We start from the raw sequence: 18432 nt of genomic DNA on the forward strand, positions 1-18432 counted from the left end.
CTGGGAAAATAGATGGCCGTAGCACGACTGGAGGCGTAGAATCAGACCATCACAGCACACCTCTGAAGGGGAGGACGGCGATGAGTCTCGGCCGCGACATCGACCACTGGGGCACCAACCCCGGCGACGCGATCGACGCCGCCTTGAAGGCCATCGAGACCGCCCTCCAAGAGCTGCTGGCCACCGACCCCGCCTACTGGCGGACAGGACAGAAGAAAGACCTCCTCGAGCGACTGGAGAAGCTCCAGGCCCAACAGGCCGCGTTGAAGCTGCGGGTGCTGGCCACGGCCGGCGACATCGCCGAGGAGACCGGCGCCAAGGACGCCTCCGGGTGGATGCGGACCGAGCTGCTCGTCGACAAGGGCGTCGCTCGCTCCCAGGTGAAACTCGCGGCGGCGGTGACCAAGTACGGGCTCGTCGCCGCCGGCCTCGCTGAAGGTGTTGTGTCCCAGGACAAAGCCAGGGTGATCACCCAGGCCCTCGACGCCGTCGAGACCGACCCGGCCGCCAGCGGCGAGGACCTGGTCCTGGCCGAGAAGCTGCTGGTCGACTACGCGACCAGCCTGACGGCGAACGAGTTGAAGATCGTCGGCCGACGGATCCTGGCCGAGGTCGACCCCGAGCGGTTCGAGGCCGCTGAAGCCAAGACCCTCCAGCGCGAGGAGGAGCACGCCCAGCGGCGTACCTTCTTCTCCTCCCGCGACAACGGCGACGGCACCATCGACATCCACGCCCGCGTGTCCCGCACGGTCGGGCTGCGGCTGCGGACCCAGCTGGACTCCCTGGCCCAGCCCCGGAAGCTCTCGGCCGAGGACAAGGGCCGCAAAGCCCCCTACGACCGGCTGCTGGGCCAGGCGTTTGCTCGGGTGGTCGAGACCTACGACGTCGACCAGCTGCCCCGCCACGGTGGCCACGGCACCACGGTGTTCATCACCATGAACGTGGATGACCTTCGCAAGGACCTCGGCACCGCCGCCCTCGGTTTCGACGGCGAGCAGATCAGCGCCGCTGAGGCTCGCCGGATGGCCTGCAACGCCGACCTCGTCCCGGTCGTGTTGGGCACCGACTCCGAGATCCTCGACTTCGGACGCACCGCAAGGTTGGCGTACCCGATCCAACACCGTGCCCTCCGGCTACGAGACAAGTGTTGCCAAGCCGAAGACTGCGACGCCCCAGCGGCCTGGACCGAGGCCCACCACCTCAGACCCTGGTCCGAAGGTGGCCGAACCGACCTGGCGAACATTGTCCTGCTCTGCTCCAGTGACCATCGCCGGATCCACGACCCCAACTATGGGTATGAGCGGCTCCCGAGCGGGCGAATCCGGTTCACCCGGCGAACCCGAACCAGCTGATCGAGGCTGGGCTGGCCGGCGTCGCTGTGCCCGTCCCTCATAGCCCACCCCACCATGCGATCGCTGATCTGTGCCCCGACCTCGGTATGGGCTGCCGATACTGCTGATGGCGATTGATGGCGTCGCAGCCCTCGGCGCGGCCGCTGTCCATCCGTCAGATCCGGTTCCATGCCGGGGGCGATCGGGCGAGGCGAGTAGTTGACCGGGCAGCATTGCCAGCCAGGATCCGCGCCCATGCTCGGCCGGTTCCGATCGGACTGTCGTTGCCCTCCCCACACGGCTGGCGCTTGTGAAGCGTTCACAAGGTGTCATCGTCTTGTAAAAGGGCGAGCCCATCACTCATCAGGAGTCACCAGCCCGGAATCCCAAGCCCGGACCTAACTGAATCTGCTGCGCCAGACCCCGCCGCCGACCCGATATACATGCACCCGCTTAGGCTGTGCCGGTGAGGATTCTGGTGACAGGCGGCGTGCGCTCAGGAAAGTCGCGGCATGCTGAGTCGCTGCTCGCGGCCGCGCCTTCGGTGGCGTACGTCGCGCCGGGGCCGACGGTCGAGGAGGAGCCGGATCCTGACTGGGCTGCGCGGCTGGCTTCGCATCGGGCTCGGCGGCCGGAGGGGTGGCGTACGGTCGAGTCTCGGGATCTCGCGGGGGCCTTGGCCGAGGGGTTGACCAACGGCGACGCGGTGATGGTCGACTGCTTGGGTACCTGGCTCACGGCCGTCATGGATTCCCGCCAACTGTGGGAGGCCACGTCGGAGGAGGCGACCGCGGCGGTCTCGGCGCTCGTTGAGGACGCGGCCACCGTGATGGAGCAGCAGGGCGGAGATGTGGTGCTGGTGACGAACGAGGTCGGGCTCGGAGTCGTCCCGGCCCATCGATCGGGGCGCCTCTTCCGTGATCTGCTCGGGCTCGTCAACCAGCGACTGGCCGCGGCCTGCGACGAGGTGCATCTCGTCATCGCCGGACGGGTCCTGAAGCTCTAGCCGGTGCTCAGGGTGACCAGGATGGTCGCCAGCGCAGCCTCGACGGCCGCACCGAAGACGTCGCCGGTCACTCCCCCGAACCGCTTGACGGCCCGGACCAGGACCACCGCGACGACCAGGGCCGCGAGCACTGCGGCCGATGCGCCCCGCCACCAGCCGATGCCCGCCCACCATGCGGCGGCCGCCAGCGCAGCGCCCGAAGCCACCCAGACAACGGCGGCGAGGAACGGCGAGACGGTCTGGGTGAACGTGCGCCCCAAGCCGTCCTGGCGTGCGGGCTGCACGCCGCGTACGCAGCACAGGGACAGCGCCGCGCGTGACGCGCAGACCGCGACGAGAGCGAGAAGAGCCAGGCGTACGCCGCCTTCACCCGCCAGCAGCGAAGCGAGCGCCGCCACCTGGAGACCGAGGACGAGGACGATCGCGATGACGCCGGCAGGGCCGGAGGTGCCGGTCTTCATGACTGCCAGCGAGCGCTCGCGGTCATAGGAGGCAGCCATGCCGTCGACCGTGTCGGCGAGACCGTCGAGATGGAGCGCTCGGTTGCCGGCGACCACGACGCCGATCGCGAGCAGGGCGGTGACCAGGTGCGGTAGCCCGGTGAGCTGCCCCAGCAGTGCGATAGCGGCGGCCCCCAGTGCGAGTGGCAACGCCGCCAGCGGCGCGACCGCCATCGCCACCGCGGCACGACGGCGATCGACGTGCTCGGGAGGAGGCACGGGCATCGCGGTCAGCGTGCCGACCGCGAGACGCCAGGCGTCCCGCACAAGCATCAGGCAGGGTCTCCCGGAGCGAGCTCGGAGAGCAGGGCGACGTCGCGCAGCAGGGCGACGGCACTGCGGACGACCGGTACCGCGGCGACGGCGCCAGAGCCTTCGCCGAGCCGCAGGTCGAGGTCGAGCAGCGGCTCGAGGCCGAGCTTCTCCAGAGCCATCGACTGGGCGGGCTCGGTGGAGCGGTGGCCGGCGGCGTACCACGTCGCGGCGCCGGGCTCGATCCGGTCGGCGGTGAGGGCACAGGCGACGCTCATCAGGCCGTCGAGAAGGACCGGCGTGCCGCTGCGGGCGGCCTCGAGGAGGTAACCGGTCGTCGCGGCCAGGTCGGCGCTGCCGAGCGCGGCAAGGGTCTCGACCGGGTCGCCGGTGCGATCACCGGCGCGGTCCAGGGCCGCGGTGATGACGTCGGTCTTGGTTCGGAGCGCGTCGTCGCCGATGCCGGTCCCACGACCGGTGACCTCGCTCGCGGGCAGTCCGAGCCCGGCGGCCACCATCGCCGCCGCGGGCGTGGTGTTGCCGATGCCCATGTCGCCGCTGATCAGCAGCTGCGCGCCGGCGGCGATCTCCTCGCGGGCCACCGCGGCACCGGCCTCCAGCGCGGCCCGGGCCTCCTCGGCGCTCAGTGCGTCCTCGAGATGGATCGCGCCGCTCCCCCGCCGGATCTTGTGCTGGGTCAGCGCCTCCCTGGTCGCCGCGTCGAGGTCCTCGAACTCCTCGTCGACGCCGAGGTCGAGCACCCGGACCTGGACGCCGTGCGCCTTCGCGAGCGCGCTGACTCCGGCCCGACCGCCCAGGAACGTACGCACCATCGCGCCCGTGATCGCCGGCGGGAACGCCGAGACTCCGTGCTGGGCGACGCCGTGGTCACCGGCGAAGATCACCAGTCGTACGTTGTCGACCGGTCGCGGCGGCACCTCGCCCTGGCACGCGGCCACCCAGACCCCCAGCTCGCCCAGGCGGCCCAGGGCACCCGGCGGCGTGGCCAGGGCTCCCAGCCGCTCGGCAGCAGCGAGGCGTACGTCTTCGTTCGGGGTCTGGATCGTCACCCGCGCAAGGTACCCCACGCGGTCGCCGTCCGATCCCGCTGGTTGAGCCGCGAGCGCCAGCGAGCGTGTCGAAACCAACACGGTTCCGGCGGCGCTCGAGTCGACTGTGTTGGTCTCGACACGCCTCCGCCTAGCGGCTCCGGCGGCTCGACCGACGCAGCTCACGGAAGGGCGCGGGAGACGCCCTGGGCGGCGACCTTGAGGGCGGAGACGAGGCGGAGGCGGTTGCGGCGGAGGTCGGAGACGACGATGCCGAGGGAGCCGACGACGCCGGACCCGGTGGTGATCGGGACCGCGACCGAGCAGGCGCCGAGGGTCATCTCCTCGGCAGTGGTCGCGTACCCCTCGGTGATCACCCGGTCGAGCTGACGCCGCAGCAGGCCGGGGGTGGTGATGGTGTGGCGGGTGAACGGCTTGAGCGGGCCGGTCAGCACCCGGTTGCGTACGTCCTCGGGCGCATGAGCCAGGAGTACCTTGCCGACGCCGGTGGAGTACATCGGCAGGCGCGAGCCGACCGAGGAGACGATGGGTACGTTGCGGGTGCCGCGGAGCGTCTCGAGGTAGAGAACGTGGTCGTCCTCGCGAACGGCCAGATGCACCGTCTCCAGCGTCGCGCCGTAGAGGTCGTGGAGGAACGGGGCCGCGACCGAGCGAAGGTCGGTGGCGACCGGCGCGAGCAGGCCGGCATCCCACAGCCGGCGGCCGACGGCGTACGTCCCATCCTCCTCTCGCACCAGGGCGCCCCACTCGACCAGCTCGGCGACCAGGCGGTGGGCGGTCGGGAGGGAGAGGTCCGCGCGAGACGCGAGCTCGCTCAGCGTCAGCCGGCGATGGCCGGCGTCGAAGGCGCCGATGAGACCGAGCACGCGGGAGGCGACGGTCCGGCCTCCACTGCCTCCGGCCATCTCGCCCACCTCTTTCGCTCAGCGGAAGTCTGTGCTTTCATCGTACGCCTCCGGCACCTAGCGTTCGGAGCGTGACAGCGCCCACCAAGAAGCAACCAGTCGAGACTCAGGCCGACCTCTCGGCCGAGATCGCCAAGCTCGAGGCCGACTCCGCGGGCCAGAACGTACGTCAGCCCCTGCTGAACTACCCGCCCTACCGGTCCAGCATCCTGCGCCACCCCACCAAGGACCCGCGCCATGCCGACCCCGAGACCATCGAGCTATGGGCCCCGTGCTTCGGGAACTCCGACGTGGACCCCCTCGAGGCCGACCTGACCATCGGTGGCAGCAACGAGCCGATCGGCGAGCGGATCACGGTCAGCGGCCGCGTGACCGACGGCGACGGGCGCCCCGTGCGCAACCAGCTCGTCGAGATCTGGCAGGCCAACTCGGCGGGCCGCTACATCCACAAGCGCGAACAGCACCCGGCGCCGCTCGACCCCAACTTCACCGGCGTCGGCCGTTGCATCACCGACTCCGAGGGGCGCTACCGGTTCCAGACGATCAAGCCCGGCCCCTACCCGTGGGGCAACCACATCAACGCCTGGCGGCCGGCGCACATCCACTTCTCGCTCTTCGGCCGCGCGTTCACGCAGCGGCTGATCACGCAGATGTACTTCCCCAGCGACCCGCTCTTCGCCCTCGACCCGATCTACCAGTCGATCACGGACCAGAAGGCTCGTGATGCCCTGGTGGCGACGTACGACCACGACCTCTCCACCCCCGAGTACTCGATGGGCTACAACTGGGACATCGTCCTGACCGGCCCGAGCCGCACCTGGACCGAGCCCGAGGAGGGCGAACTGTGACCACTCCGACGCCAGGCCAGACGATCGGCCCCTTCTTCGGCTACGCGCTCCCCTACGAGGGCGACGCCGACCTGGTCCCGCCCGGCAGCCCCGGCTCGATCCGGCTGCACGGCTGGGTCTACGACGGCGCCGGCAACCCGATCCCCGACGCCCTCCTCGAGATCTGGCAGACCGACACCGAGGGCAACGTCCCGCAGGCCGAGGGGTCGCTGCACCGCGACGGCTGGACCTTCACCGGCTGGGGCCGCGCCGACACCGACCTGAACGGCCACTACACGTTCTCGACGGTGCTCCCGGGTGCGTCCGCAGAGGGATCTGCACCTTTCTTCGCACTCACCGTCTTCGCCCGCGGTCTGCTCGACAAGCTGCACACCCGGATCTACCTGCCCGAGCACCCCGCCAACGCCGGCGACCCCCTGCTGGTGTCGCTGTCCGAGGACGAGCGTGCGACGCTGGTCGCAACCGCGGACGCAACCGGTTTGCGATTCGACATCCACCTCCAGGGCGACCGCGAGACCACCTTTCTCACCTACCGCTGAGGAGCCGAATGTCACTGCTGTGGCCAGGCGAGGAGCGCGCCGGGGATCTCTTCTCCGAGGCCGCCTACCTCGCCGCGATGGTGCGGGTCGAGGAGGCCTGGCTGGCCGCTGTCGCTTCCTCCGGGATCGCCCCGGAGGAAGCACGTACGCCGCTGGCCGGCCTGGTCTCCGCGGACGACGTCCCAGCGCTCGCCGAGGGTGCTGAGGCCGGGGGCAACCCGGTCATCGGACTCGTGAAGCTGCTGCGTGGCCGGCTCGACGGTGAGGCCGCCCGCTGGCTCCACAAGGGCCTGACCAGCCAGGACGTGGTCGACACCGCGCTCGTGCTCTGCCTCGCCGACGTGCTCGACCGGGTCGAGAACGAGCTCGCCGCGCAGGCCGCGTCGCTGACCGGTCTCGCCCGGGACCACCGGGCCACGGTGATGTCCGGCCGCACCCTGACCCAGCACGCGGTGCCGATCACCTTCGGTCTCAAGGCCGCGACCTGGCTCTCCGGCCTGAGCGACGCCGCCGAGGCCCTCCGCCGGACGCGTACGTCACTGCCCGCCCAGATCGGTGGCGCGGCCGGCACCCTGGCGGCGGTCGTCGGCCTGGCCCGGCTCCGCGGTCTCGGCGATCCCGTCTCCGCTGCCCAAGATGCGGCCCATACCGCGGCGACCACGCTCGGGCTGACCCCGCGAACCCCCTGGCACACCAACCGCGCGCCGCTGACCGCGGCCGCCGACGCGCTGGTCACCGTGGCCGATACCTGGGGCCGGATCGCCACCGACATCACCCTGCTGGCCCGCCCGGAGATCGGCGAGCTCGCCGAGCCGGCCGGCGAGGGGCGCGGCGGTTCCTCGACCATGCCGCACAAGTCCAACCCGGTGCTCTCGGTCCTCGTCCGCCGCCATGCACTCGCCGCTCCCCCGCTGGCCGCGACGCTCCACACCGCCGCGGCGACGTACGTCGACGAACGTCCCGACGGCGCCTGGCACGTCGAGTGGGAGACCCTGCAGACCCTCGCCCGCCGCAGCGCCGTCGCCGCCTCGCAGACCACCGAGCTTCTCGCCGGGCTCCGCGTCGACGCGGCCCGGATGCGCGCCACCGCCGAAGCCGCGGGCGCGGACCTGCTGGCCGAGCAGCGGTCGCTGACCGGGTTCGTGGGCGGCGAGATCCTTGCCGGGACCGAGGCTGCTGCCGGGCTCGATGACTATCTCGGCGCCACCGACGCCCTCATCGACTCCACCCTCGCCCGCGCCCACGAAATCTGGAAGGACCTGTAAATGACGCCGAGGATCACCCCTGTCGAGCTGGCCGGAGACCCGAGCAAGCCGCTCCTGGTCGTGGGCCCGTCCCTCGGCACCTCGGTGACCGCGCTCTGGGCCGCCGCTGCCGAGCTGCTCGCGGACAGCTTCCACGTCATCGGCTGGGAGCTCCCGGGCCACGGCCACGGCACCCCCACCACCGACGCCTTCTCCATGGCCGACCTCGCCGCGGGCGTGCTCGCCTGCGTAGACCGGGTCCTCACCGACCGCGGCGAGCGCCACGGCACCTTCGCCTACGCCGGCGACTCGGTCGGCGGGGCCGTCGGCCTCCAGCTCCTGCTCGACGCACCCACCCGGGTGAGCGCCGCGGTGCTCACCAACACCGGCGCCAAGATCGGCGAACCGGAGGGCTGGAACGACCGTGCGAAGACCGTACGCGCCGCCGGCACCGCCTCGCAGATCGCCGGCTCCACCCAGCGCTGGTTCGCCCCCGGCTTCCTCGAGCGCGAGCCCGCCCGGGGCGGCGCGCTGCTCCACTCGCTGCGCGACGCCGACGCGGAGAGCTACGCGCTGGTCTGCGAGGCGCTGGCGGCGTACGACGTCCGCGGCCGGCTCGCCGAGGTCGCCGCGCCGGTCCTGGCGATCGCGGGTGTCGACGACGCCCCGACCCCGCCGGCCTCGCTCGAGGAGATCGCCGTCGGGGTGCGCAACGGGCGGCTCGTCGCCCTCGACGCCGTCGGTCACCTCGCGCCGGCCGAGGCGCCGCACGCCGTCTCCACCCTGGTCACCTCCCACGTGACGGCCTCCGACCAGGCCTACGCGGCCGGGATGAACGTACGCCGCCAGGTGCTCGGCGACGACCACGTCGACCGGGCCACCGCCGCGATCACCGACGTCAACCGCGACTATCAGGACCTGATCACGCGCTACGCCTGGGGCACGATCTGGACCCGCCCCGGCCTCGCCCGCCGAGACCGCTCGATCGGCGTCCTCACCGCCCTGGTCGCCGGCCGCCATTTCGAGGAGCTCGAGTTCCATCTCCGCGCCGCGCTCACCAACGGGCTGACCCGCGAGGAGATCATCGAGGTGCTCCTGCAGACCTCGATCTACGTCGGCGTACCCGCCGCCAACACCGCCTTCGCCGTCGCCAACCGGGTCTTGAACGACGGAGCCTGAACGAATGACCGGCCCCGCTGGTTGGATTGGTCCCATGAAGCCGCACTCCGCGACCGTCGTCGGCGCCGGGCCCAACGGGCTGGCGGCCGCGATCGTGCTCGCACAGCGGGGCGTGAGGGTGACGGTCCTCGAGGCCGCGGAGACCGTCGGCGGCGGCACGCGCACCGCCGAGCTGACCCTGCCCGGGCTGCGCCACGACATCTGCTCGGCGATCCATCCGCTCGGCCTGGCCTCACCGTTCCTGCGCAACCTCGAGCTGGAGAAGTACGGCCTGACCTGGCGCTTTCCCGAGATCGAGCTCGCCCATCCGCTCGACACAGGCACGGCAGCGCTCCTGCACCGCTCCGTCGATGAGACGGCCGCCGGCTTGGGCACCGACGGGCAGCGCTGGCGGCAGCTGTTCGGCCCGGTCGTACGCGGCTGGGACGCGATCTCGGACCACGTCCTCGGTCCGATCGTGCGGCTCCCCCGGCATCCGTTCCGCCTGGCCGGCTTCGGGATGCGTGCCGTTCCACCGGCCACCGTGCTCGCCCGGGCCTTCCGCGAGGAGGAGGCGAAGGGGCTCTTCGCCGGGTGCGCGGCGCACGCGTTCCAGCCGCTGGACCGCCCGGGCACGGCCGCCGTGGGCACCATGCTCGTGGTCAGCGGGCATCGCTACGGGTGGCCGGTCGCCGAGGGCGGCTCCCACGCGATCACCCTCGCCATGGCGCAACGGCTCGAGGAGCTGGGCGGCACCATCGTCACCGGCACCACCGTCCGCAACCTCGCCGACCTTCCGGACACGGATGTCACCTTGTTCGACACCAGCCCCGGCGGCTTCGCCGACATCGCCGGTGCCGCACTTCCCGAGCGGCCGCGTCGGGCGATGCGGAGGTGGCAGCACGGTCCCGCGGCGTACAAGCTCGACCTGGCGGTCCGCGGTCCGATCCCGTGGCGTGACCCGGAGGTCGGCCGCGCCGGCACCGTCCATCTCGGCGGGACGATCGCCGAGGTGGCGACCAGCGAGCGGGAGATCGTGGCAGGGCGGATGCCGGAGCGTCCGTTCGTGCTGCTGGGTCAGCAGTACGTCGCCGACCCGACCCGCTCGGCAGGAGACCTCAAACCGGTCTGGGCCTATGCGCAGGTCCCGCACGCCTACGAGGGCGACGCCACCGACGCGGTGCTGGCCCAGATCGAGCGCTTCGCCCCCGGCTTCCGCGATCAGATCGTGGCGACGCACGTCACCACACCGGCCGACTACGCGGCGTACAACCTCAACTACGTCGGGGGTGACATCTCAACCGGCGCCAACACCCTTCGCCAGCTGATCGTCCGGCCCACACTCGCCGGCTACGACACCGGCATCCCCGGGATGTTCCTCTGCTCCGCCGCCACCCCGCCCGGCGCCGGCGTCCACGGCATGTGCGGCTATCACGCCGCCCACCGAGCCCTACGCCACCTGGCTGGGGATCACTCCCCCGCCCGGTGATCGGCCCACCAACCGGTCCACCTCGTGTCGAGCTGCCCGAAGTCGGCGCCGTCGAGGCCGTACGTGCTGAGGATGGCCATCGACGTGCCGGCCGGGTCGGCGTCCGACGGCGCGGTGCCGGCGATCACCAGCAGGCCCTCGCCCCATGCGTCGACCGTCACGCCCAGCTGGTGCGCCGAGCGGAACCACACCTCGCCGGCCACGTCCTCCCCGGCGATCGTCGCTGTGTAGCGGCTGCCCCGGGGCTGGCCGGCGACAGCGTCGAGACCGAGCCGCTCGATGACGGTGCCCGAGTAGGAGCCGCGATCGGCGAAGAACAACGTGCGGCGTGTCATGCCGGGGCGGCGCTCGAGCGCGAACCGAAGCTGATGCATGAATGACGTCCAACCCTCGGTGACGTCGTCGTAGTAGGCGTCCCAGTCCGGGTTGCCGGACAACGGCGCACGAGTCAGCGTGATTCTGACGCCGTCGCCGTCCGGCTGGATCTCGAACCTGTCGCCGCCGTTGGCGACCAGTGTGCGCCGGTCGGCCTCCTCGACGACCTCGGTGAAGTAGATCGAGTCGATCTCGGCCTCGGTCTCATCCGCGTCCCAGCCGTGCCACTGTCGGATGGCGGCCGGGTCCCGCAGCGCCTGCCACGCGGTATCGGCCGAGGCCGCCGCGGTGACCTCGATCCGCGGCGTCTCGCCGCTCTGGATGTCATTCATCGCTCTGCTCCTGTTCGGACGGTTCGGTCACCGCTGCCGGGGCGGGATGCCCACCGATGACCACGCGGTACTGCCGACCGGTCGGGCTGTCGAAACCCTCGGCCGTACGCCGCAGCGCTTCGGTCAGCTCCTCGGTGAATCTGTGCACGTCGGCGGCATCAGCGAAGCGCACGGCTGCCTCGATCGTGAACGTGAGCAGGCGCTTGCCCTGCTCGTCTGCCTTGACCTGCATGCGGGCCACATCCCGCACGGTGGCCGCCGCCACCCCGACAAGGTGGTCGGCGGCGAACTGGTCCATGATCCGCCCCGCGCTCTCAGCAGAGTCGGATCCGCGGCCCATCACCGATGGGTCGACCACGATCGCGCCCGGCTTCGCACGCACGATCCGCTCGACGAATCCACGGCGCTGCCGCTCCTCGACCAGCTCCACCAACCCGGCCGACTCCAGCGCCCGCAGATGGTAGTTCACCCGCTGGCGAGGCAGCTCGAGCACGGCGGCGAGCTGGGTAGCAGACGTGGGCTCCTGCAGGTGACCGAGCAGCTGCCGACGGATAGGCGACAGCGCCGCGGCCACTCGGTCCGGCTCGTCGACGTAGATGATGCCGTTGCTCACAAGATCCAGGATGCAATTGACAAACAGATTTGTCAATTGGCTTGTCGGACGACGTCGAACCCGGATCGCCCCAGAAACCAGGTGCCTGTGGCGTACGTCTTCACTAGCGTCGCCCCATGCCGCAAGCCCGTCTGCGCACCGAGCGCCTCGACCTGGTCCCGCTGAGCCAGGAGCATCTGCCGTTCCTGGTCGAGCTCAACTCCGATCCGGTAGTGCTCCGCCATCTGTTCACCCGCGCGCTCAGACCGGAGGAGACCGAGGAGCGGATGCACAAGTGGATCCGGGTGGCGAAGGAGACGGAGGCGCTGGGCAAGTGGATCGGGTACGCGGCCGGTGAGGCAGTCGGGCTCTACATGTTCGAGCCGCCCGACAACCCGCCGCGCACCGATGCCGCCGAGCTGGGCTACCGGCTCCCGCAGCGCCACTGGCGCAAGGGGTTCGCGAAGGAAGGCTCGCTCGAGCTGCTCCGCCATGGGTTCGAGGACCTCGGGATCGATCGGGTGATCGCGCAGACGATGGCGGTCAACGAGGCGTCCCGCGCGACCATGGTCTCCGTCGGGATGAGCTTCGTACGCGCGTTCCACGAGGACTTCGAGGAACCGCTCGCCGGGCACGCCAACGGAGAGGTCGAGTACGAGATCACCCGCGAGACCTGGCTCGCGCGCCGCGCGGGGTAGGCTGCGAGCACGCTCGTGGCGCAGGAACCCGGTGAGAGTCCGGGGCGGTTCCGCCACTGTGACGTCCGTACAGCTTCTGGGCACGGACACAGCCAGACACTGGCCACGGGCTATCCGACCGATCGACGGGGCGAGAACCCCTAGGAGGAACTCGGCATGGCCGACTCTGCACGCGTACGCATCGCCCTTCTGTCCACCTCGGACACCGACCTGCTCTCGGCCCGTGCCAGCGGCGCCGACTACGCCTGGGCGAACCCGTCGCGAGCGACCGATCTGGAGCAGGTCGTGGCCGACGCCGACCTGGTCGTCTTCCGGCTCCTCGGCTCGCCCACCGACCTGTGGGACGGCCTGAGCGCCGTCAAGGAGCGTGGCACGCCGGTCGTGGTCCTCGGTGGCGAGCAGCAGCCGAGTGCCGAGCTGATGGAGCACTCCACCGTCCCGATGGGTGTCGCCGCCGAGGCTCACCGCTATCTCGCCGAGGGCGGGCCGGGCAACCTCGCCCAGCTGCACGCGTTCCTCTCCGACACGGTCCTGCTGACCGGCTTCGGGTTCGAGCCGCCGGCGACCGTCCCGGCCTGGGGCTTCGCGGAGCGGCCCGGCTCGACCGACGGGAAGCCGCGAATCGGGGTGCTCTACTACCGAGCCCACGAGACCAGCGGGAACACCGCGTTCGCCCACGCGCTGGCCGACGCCATCGACGCGACCGACGCGGCCACCGGCGTACCGGTCTTCGCGGGCTCGCTGCGCTCGGCGCCCGACGACCTCTACGAGGCGCTCGGCACCCTCGACGCGCTGATCGTGACCGTGCTCGCGGCCGGTGGCTCCGTACCCGCCTCGGCGAGCGCCGGTGGCGAGGACGAGGCCTGGGACGTGGAGCGGATGGCGGCGCTCGACATCCCGGTGCTCCAGGGACTGTGCCTGACCAGCTCTCGTGCGGAGTGGGAGGCCTCCGACGACGGCGTCACGCCGCTCGACTCGGCCAACCAGATCGCGATCCCCGAGTTCGACGGGCGGATCATCACCGCCCCGTTCTCCTTCAAGGAGCTCGACGAGCAGGGTCTCCCCCACTACGTCGCCGACCCCGAGCGCACCGCGCGGGTCGCCCGGATCGCGGTCAACCACGCGCGCCTGCGGCACACGCCCAACCCGGACAAGCGCCTCGCCCTGGTGCTCTCCGCCTACCCCACCAAGCACTCCCGGATCGGCAACGCCGTCGGCCTGGACACTCCGGTCTCCGCGATCCGGATGCTGCGCCGGCTCCGTGAGGAGGGCTATGACCTGGGGCAGGACAACGAGGTCGTACGCATCCTCGACTCCGTCGCCGCGGAGGAGGGCGACACCGCCGCCGGCGACGCGCTGATCCACGCGCTGATCGCGGCCGGTGGCCAGGACGAGGAGTGGCTGACCAACGCCCAGCTCACCGACGCCCACGTACGCATCTCCAAGGCCGACTACGACAAGTGGACCGCTGATCTCCCCGCTGACCTGCGCGAGCAGATGGTCGAGACCTGGGGACCGACGCCGGGCGAGCTCTTCATCAACGAGTCGGGCGAGCTCGTGCTGGCCACGCTCCAGGCCGGCAACATCGTCATCCTGATCCAGCCGCCGCGCGGGTTCGGGGAGAACCCGGTCGCGATCTACCACGACCCGGACCTGCCGCCGTCGCACCACTACCTCGGTGCCTACCGCTGGCTCGAGAACGGCTTCCGCGCCGATGCCGTCGTCCATCTCGGCAAGCACGGCTCGATGGAGTGGCTGCCCGGCAAGAACGCCGCGCTCTCGGCGTCCTGCGGCCCGGATGCGGCGATCGGCAACATGCCGCTGATCTACCCGTTCCTGGTCAACGACCCCGGCGAGGGTGCCCAGGCGAAGCGCCGCGCGCACGCCACGATCATCGACCACCTGGTGCCGCCGATGGCGCGTGCGGAGTCCTACGGCGACATCGCGCGGCTGGAGTCGCTGATGGAGGAGTACGACCGGATCTCCTCCATGGACCCGGCCAAGCTGCCCGCCATCCGCGGCGAGATCTGGCAGCTGATGAAGGCCGCCGAGCTCCACCGCGACCTCGGCATGGAGGAGCGGCCCGAGGACGACGACTTCGACGACTTCATGCTCCACATCGACGGCTGGCTCTGCGAGATCAAGGACGCCCAGATCCGCGACGGCCTGCACATCCTCGGTGCCGCGCCCGAGGGCGAGGCGCGGGTCAACCTGGTGCTCTCGATCCTGCGCGCCGCGCAGGTGTGGGGCGGCGTCGGAGGCGCCGTGCCTGGGCTGCGCGCGGCGCTCGGTCTCAAGGAGGGCGCCGACACACGGGCGGTCGACGAGATCGAGACCCAGGCGAAGGATCTGGTGCAGCGGATGGACGCGGCCGGCTGGGATCCGGCGGTCGCCGAGACGCTCCACGACGACCCCGCCGTGCGGCAGGTGCTCGTCTTCGCCGCCCAGCAGGTCGTGCCGCGACTGAACGGGACGACCGACGAGCTGTCCGCCGTCCTGCACTCGCTCGACGGTGGCTTCGTCCCCGCGGGGCCGTCGGGCTCGCCGCTGCGGGGGCTCGTCAACGTACTTCCCACCGGACGCAACTTCTACACCGTCGACCCCCGCGCGGTGCCGTCGCGGCTGGCGTGGCAGACCGGGCAGGCGATGGCCGACTCGCTGCTGCAGCGCTACCTGGACGAGACCGGCGACTACCCGACATCGGTCGGGCTCTCGGTGTGGGGCACCTCCGCGATGCGTACGTCCGGCGACGACGTCGCCGAGGTGCTCGCACTGCTCGGGGTGGCACCTGCGTGGGACGAGGCCTCCCGCCGGATCACGCACCTCGACGTCATCTCGCTCGAAGAGCTGGGCAGGCCCCGGATCGACGTGACCGTACGCATCTCCGGGTTCTTCCGCGACGCGTTCCCGCACGTCGTCTCGATGCTCGACGACGCGGTCCGGATGGTGGCCGACCTCGACGAGCCGGCCGAGGACAACTTCGTCCGCGCGCACACCCTCCAGGACCTGGCCGATCACGGCGACCAGCGCCGCGCGACGTCCCGGATCTTCGGCTCCAAGCCCGGTTCGTACGGCGCCGGGATCCTGCAGGTGATCGAGGCCGGCAACTGGCGCTCCGATGCCGATCTGGCAGATGTCTACACCGCCTGGGGCGGCTTCGCCTACGGCCGCGACCTCGACGGCGCCCCGGCGGCCGACGACATGCGCGCCAACTACCGCCGGATCAAGGTCGCCGCCAAGAACGTCGACTCCGCCGAGCACGACATCGCCGACTCCGACGACTACTTCCAGTACCACGGCGGCATGGTCGCGACCGTCCGTGCGCTGACCGGCAGCGAGCCGAAGGCGTACGTCGGCGACTCCACCTCCCCCGACGCCATCAAGACCCGCACGCTGCAGGAGGAGACCAACCGCGTCTTCCGAGCCCGGGTGGTCAACCCGCGCTGGATCTCGGCGATGCAGCGCCACGGCTACAAGGGCGCCTTCGAGCTGGCCGCGACCGTCGACTACCTCTTCGGCTTCGACGCGACCGCCGGCGTGGTGCAGGACTGGATGTACGAGAAGCTCGCCCGCGAGTACGTCCTGGACGAGACCAACCAGGAGTTCATGCGATCCTCGAACCCGTGGGCGCTGCGCGGCATCGTCGAGCGGCTGCACGAGGCCGCCGAGCGCGGGCTGTGGGAGTCGCCCGACCCCGAGGTCGTCGCGGCGATGCAGGAGATCTATCTCGACATCGAAGGTGACCTGGAGGAGGAATGAGCTCATCTGGCAAGCGTCGGATCAAGATCATCGGGGTCGGCCCCGGTGACCCCGACCAGGTCACCCTCGAGGCCGTGACCGCGATGCGGTCGGTCGACTTCTTCCTGGTCACCGACAAGTCCGGCACGGTCAAGCAGGGCATGCCCGACCCGCTGGTGCGGGCCCGCGAGGAGCTGCTCGACCGCCATCTCGACCAGCCCGCCCGGGTGGTCAAGGTCGCCGACGCGCCCCGCGAGCGGCGTGAGGAGTTCACCGGGACCGACGCGGAGTACCGGGCCGCCGTCGCCGACTGGCACCGGGCCCGGGTCGAGCGATATCTGGCCGTGCTGGCCGAGCACCCCGGGGACGTCGGCTTCCTGGTCTGGGGCGACCCCGCCTTCTACGACTCCACGATCCGGGTCGTCGACCAGATCTCCGAGCAGCTCGACGTCGAGGTCGACGTCATCCCCGGGATCTCCTCTGTACAGCTGCTCGCCGCCCGGCACCGGCTCGTGCTCCATGACGTCGGGCGCCCGCTCTACGTCACCACCGGCCGCGCCGTGCTCGAGGCCGTCGAGGCCGGGCACGACAACCTCGTGGTGATGCTCAACCGGGTAGTCGACCTCCCTGGGCTCGAGGACTGGCGGATCTGGTGGGGCGGCAACCTCGGCACCCGCGAGGAGGAGCTGGTCGCGGGCACGGTCGGCGAGGTGCTGCCTGCCATCGACGAGGCACGCGCCCGGCTGCGCGAGACGTCCGGCTGGGTGATGGACATCTACCTCCTTCGGGCTCCGAAAGCATGAGCGGGCTGCTGGTCGCCGGCACCACCTCGGATGCGGGCAAGTCGGTCGTGACGACCGGGCTGTGCCGGGCTTTCGCCCGCCGCGGCGTCAAGGTGGCGCCCTACAAGGCCCAGAACATGTCCAACAACTCGATGGTCTGCCAGGCGCCCGACGGGACGACCGCCGAGATCGGCCGGGCGCAGTGGGTGCAGGCGCTGGCGGCGCGGGTCACCCCGGAGCCGTCGATGAACCCGGTGCTGCTCAAGCCCGGCTCCGACCGCCGCAGCCACGTGGTGCTGATGGGGCATCCGGCCGGCGAGGTCTCCTCGCACGACTGGGAGGCCGGGCGCCGGCATCTGGCGACCGCCGCCCATGCGGCGTACGACGATCTGGCCTCGCGTTTCGAGGTCATCGTCGCCGAGGGCGCGGGGAGCCCGGCCGAGATCAACCTGCGGGCCGGGGACTACGTCAACATGGGGCTGGCGCGGCATGCCGGGCTGCCGACCGTGGTCGTGGGTGACATCGACCGGGGCGGGGTGTTCGCGGCGATGTACGGCACGCTTGCTCTCCTCGAGCCCGAGGACCAGGCTCTGATCAGCGGTTTTGTGGTCAACAAGTTCCGCGGCGACGCCGGGCTCCTCAAGCCCGGGCTCGACTCGCTGGAGTCGCTCACCCGGCGCCCGGTCTTCGGCGTGCTCCCCTGGGAGCCGTCGCTATGGCTCGACTCCGAGGACGCGCTCGACCTCGACGGACGGCGTGCGGAAGCCGGCGCCACCCGCAAGGTCGCGGTCGTACGCCTCCCCCGCATCTCCAACTTCACCGACGTCGACGCGCTCGGCCTGGAGCCGGACCTCGACGTCGTCTTCGCCTCCTCACCGGCCGACCTCGCCGATGCCGACCTGGTCGTCCTGCCCGGCACCCGGTCCACCATCAGCGACCTGGCCTGGCTCCGCTCGCGCGGCCTCGACGTGGCCCTGACCGAGCACGTACGCCGCGGCCGCCCGCTCCTCGGGATCTGCGGCGGCTTCCAGATGCTCGGCAGCGTGATCGCCGATCCCGACGGCGTCGAGGGGTCGGTCGCCGAGGTCGAAGGACTGGGCCTGCTCGACGTACGCACCGACTTCACCCCCGCCAAGAACCTCCGCCTACCCACGGGGTCGGCGCTCGGGGTCGAGGCGAGCGGCTACGAGATCCACCACGGCCGGATCACCCGCGGCGACGGGGTATCGGAGTTCCTCGGCGGCGCCCGCTCCGGCAACGTCTTCGGGACCATGTGGCACGGCAGCCTGGAGGGCGACGCGCTGCGCGGCGCATTCCTCGAGGCGACGCTCGGCCGCGAGCCGTCCGCGGTCTCGTTCCCGGCCGCCCGTGAGCGCCGCCTGGACCTGATCGGGGACCTTGTCGAGGAGCACCTCAACGTCGACACCCTGCTCGACCTCGCCCGCTCCTTCGCTGGTCGAGCCGCGAGCGCCAGCGAGCGTGTCGAGACCAACACAGTCCCCCCGAGCGCGACAGCGGACCGTGTTGGTCTCGACACGCCTCCGCCAAGCGGCTCCGGCGGCTCGACCAGCGG

At 71.2% G+C, this 18432-nt stretch carries 16 protein-coding genes and 1 riboswitch; of the genes, 11 read left to right on the forward strand and 5 right to left on the reverse strand.

All coding sequences use genetic code 11. The features are described 5' to 3' along the window. Positions 1 to 80: 80 nt before the first annotated feature. Together ABZY89_RS28690 and cobU are read left to right on the forward strand one after the other, a co-directional pair. Positions 81 to 1352 carry a DUF222 domain-containing protein gene (locus ABZY89_RS28690; protein WP_355232583.1) on the forward strand — a complete coding sequence of 424 codons (1272 nt, stop codon included), beginning with the start codon at positions 81 to 83 and terminating at the stop codon, positions 1350 to 1352. A 445-nt stretch (positions 1353 to 1797) separates the two neighbouring features. Further along, a complete protein-coding gene (gene cobU / locus ABZY89_RS28695) occupies positions 1798 to 2337 on the forward strand; it encodes a bifunctional adenosylcobinamide kinase/adenosylcobinamide-phosphate guanylyltransferase (protein ID WP_355232584.1) in 540 nt (179 codons plus the stop codon). On the opposite strand, the gene ABZY89_RS28700 is transcribed toward cobU, so the two are convergent. From ABZY89_RS28700 to ABZY89_RS28710, 3 genes are all read right to left on the reverse strand, one after another. Then, positions 2334 to 3110: an adenosylcobinamide-GDP ribazoletransferase gene (locus tag ABZY89_RS28700; protein ID WP_355232585.1), complete on the reverse strand. Its 777-nt coding sequence runs from the start codon at positions 3108 to 3110 to the stop codon at positions 2334 to 2336. The two genes, cobU and ABZY89_RS28700, sit on opposite strands and share 4 nt — an antisense overlap. Continuing rightward, positions 3110 to 4159, reverse strand: a complete 1050-nt coding sequence (cobT, locus tag ABZY89_RS28705) for a nicotinate-nucleotide--dimethylbenzimidazole phosphoribosyltransferase (RefSeq protein WP_355232586.1) — start codon at positions 4157 to 4159, stop codon at positions 3110 to 3112. Before cobT ends, ABZY89_RS28700 begins: the two co-directional genes overlap by 1 nt. Positions 4160 to 4320: 161 nt before the next feature. Continuing rightward, complete coding sequence (locus ABZY89_RS28710) at positions 4321 to 5064, reverse strand: IclR family transcriptional regulator (RefSeq protein ID WP_355232587.1); 744 nt, start codon at positions 5062 to 5064, stop codon at positions 4321 to 4323. A gap of 71 nt (positions 5065 to 5135) precedes the next feature. On the opposite strand from ABZY89_RS28710, the gene pcaH reads away from it, so the two are divergent. From pcaH to ABZY89_RS28735, 5 genes are read left to right on the forward strand one after another with little or no spacing between them, the layout of a single operon-like run. Continuing rightward, complete coding sequence (gene pcaH, locus ABZY89_RS28715; RefSeq protein ID WP_355232588.1) at positions 5136 to 5912, forward strand: protocatechuate 3,4-dioxygenase subunit beta; 777 nt, start codon at positions 5136 to 5138, stop codon at positions 5910 to 5912. Beyond that, positions 5909 to 6451: a protocatechuate 3,4-dioxygenase subunit alpha gene (gene pcaG / locus ABZY89_RS28720; protein WP_355232589.1), complete on the forward strand. Its 543-nt coding sequence runs from the start codon at positions 5909 to 5911 to the stop codon at positions 6449 to 6451. Before pcaH ends, pcaG begins: the two co-directional genes overlap by 4 nt. An 8-nt stretch (positions 6452 to 6459) precedes the next feature. Further along, positions 6460 to 7716, forward strand: a complete 1257-nt coding sequence (locus tag ABZY89_RS28725; protein WP_355232590.1) for a lyase family protein — start codon at positions 6460 to 6462, stop codon at positions 7714 to 7716. Further along, positions 7717 to 8874, forward strand: coding sequence for an alpha/beta fold hydrolase (locus tag ABZY89_RS28730; protein ID WP_355232591.1), 1158 nt, complete (start codon positions 7717 to 7719; stop codon positions 8872 to 8874). Between the two features lie 34 nt (positions 8875 to 8908). Next, positions 8909 to 10342, forward strand: a complete 1434-nt coding sequence (locus ABZY89_RS28735; RefSeq protein ID WP_355232592.1) for an NAD(P)/FAD-dependent oxidoreductase — start codon at positions 8909 to 8911, stop codon at positions 10340 to 10342. Here ABZY89_RS28735 and ABZY89_RS28740 read toward each other — a convergent pair. Both ABZY89_RS28740 and ABZY89_RS28745 read right to left on the reverse strand, forming a co-directional pair. Next, positions 10324 to 11049: a hypothetical protein gene (locus tag ABZY89_RS28740; RefSeq protein WP_355232593.1), complete on the reverse strand. Its 726-nt coding sequence runs from the start codon at positions 11047 to 11049 to the stop codon at positions 10324 to 10326. The two genes, ABZY89_RS28735 and ABZY89_RS28740, sit on opposite strands and share 19 nt — an antisense overlap. Next, positions 11042 to 11662, reverse strand: coding sequence for a helix-turn-helix domain-containing protein (locus tag ABZY89_RS28745; protein ID WP_355232594.1), 621 nt, complete (start codon positions 11660 to 11662; stop codon positions 11042 to 11044). The genes ABZY89_RS28740 and ABZY89_RS28745 overlap by 8 nt, the downstream gene beginning before the upstream one ends. Before the next feature lie 116 nt (positions 11663 to 11778). On the opposite strand from ABZY89_RS28745, the gene ABZY89_RS28750 reads away from it, so the two are divergent. The 4 genes from ABZY89_RS28750 to ABZY89_RS28765 form a co-directional block, all read left to right on the forward strand. Then, positions 11779 to 12339, forward strand: coding sequence for a GNAT family N-acetyltransferase (locus ABZY89_RS28750; RefSeq protein WP_355232595.1), 561 nt, complete (start codon positions 11779 to 11781; stop codon positions 12337 to 12339). Continuing rightward, a riboswitch (cobalamin riboswitch) is annotated at positions 12317 to 12462 on the forward strand. Its footprint overlaps the gene before it by 23 nt. A gap of 33 nt (positions 12463 to 12495) precedes the next feature. Beyond that, positions 12496 to 16098, forward strand: coding sequence for a cobaltochelatase subunit CobN (locus tag ABZY89_RS28755; protein WP_355232596.1), 3603 nt, complete (start codon positions 12496 to 12498; stop codon positions 16096 to 16098). Then, positions 16095 to 16880 carry a precorrin-6A synthase (deacetylating) gene (gene cobF / locus ABZY89_RS28760; protein ID WP_355232597.1) on the forward strand — a complete coding sequence of 262 codons (786 nt, stop codon included), beginning with the start codon at positions 16095 to 16097 and terminating at the stop codon, positions 16878 to 16880. Before ABZY89_RS28755 ends, cobF begins: the two co-directional genes overlap by 4 nt. Beyond that, a partial coding sequence (locus ABZY89_RS28765; protein WP_355232598.1) for a cobyric acid synthase occupies positions 16877 to 18432 on the forward strand: 1556 nt, incomplete at its 3' end. The genes cobF and ABZY89_RS28765, both read left to right, overlap by 4 nt.

Origin of the sequence: Nocardioides sp. NPDC006303 (genome assembly GCF_040613175.1) — a bacterium.
GTDB lineage: Bacteria > Actinomycetota > Actinomycetes > Propionibacteriales > Nocardioidaceae > Nocardioides.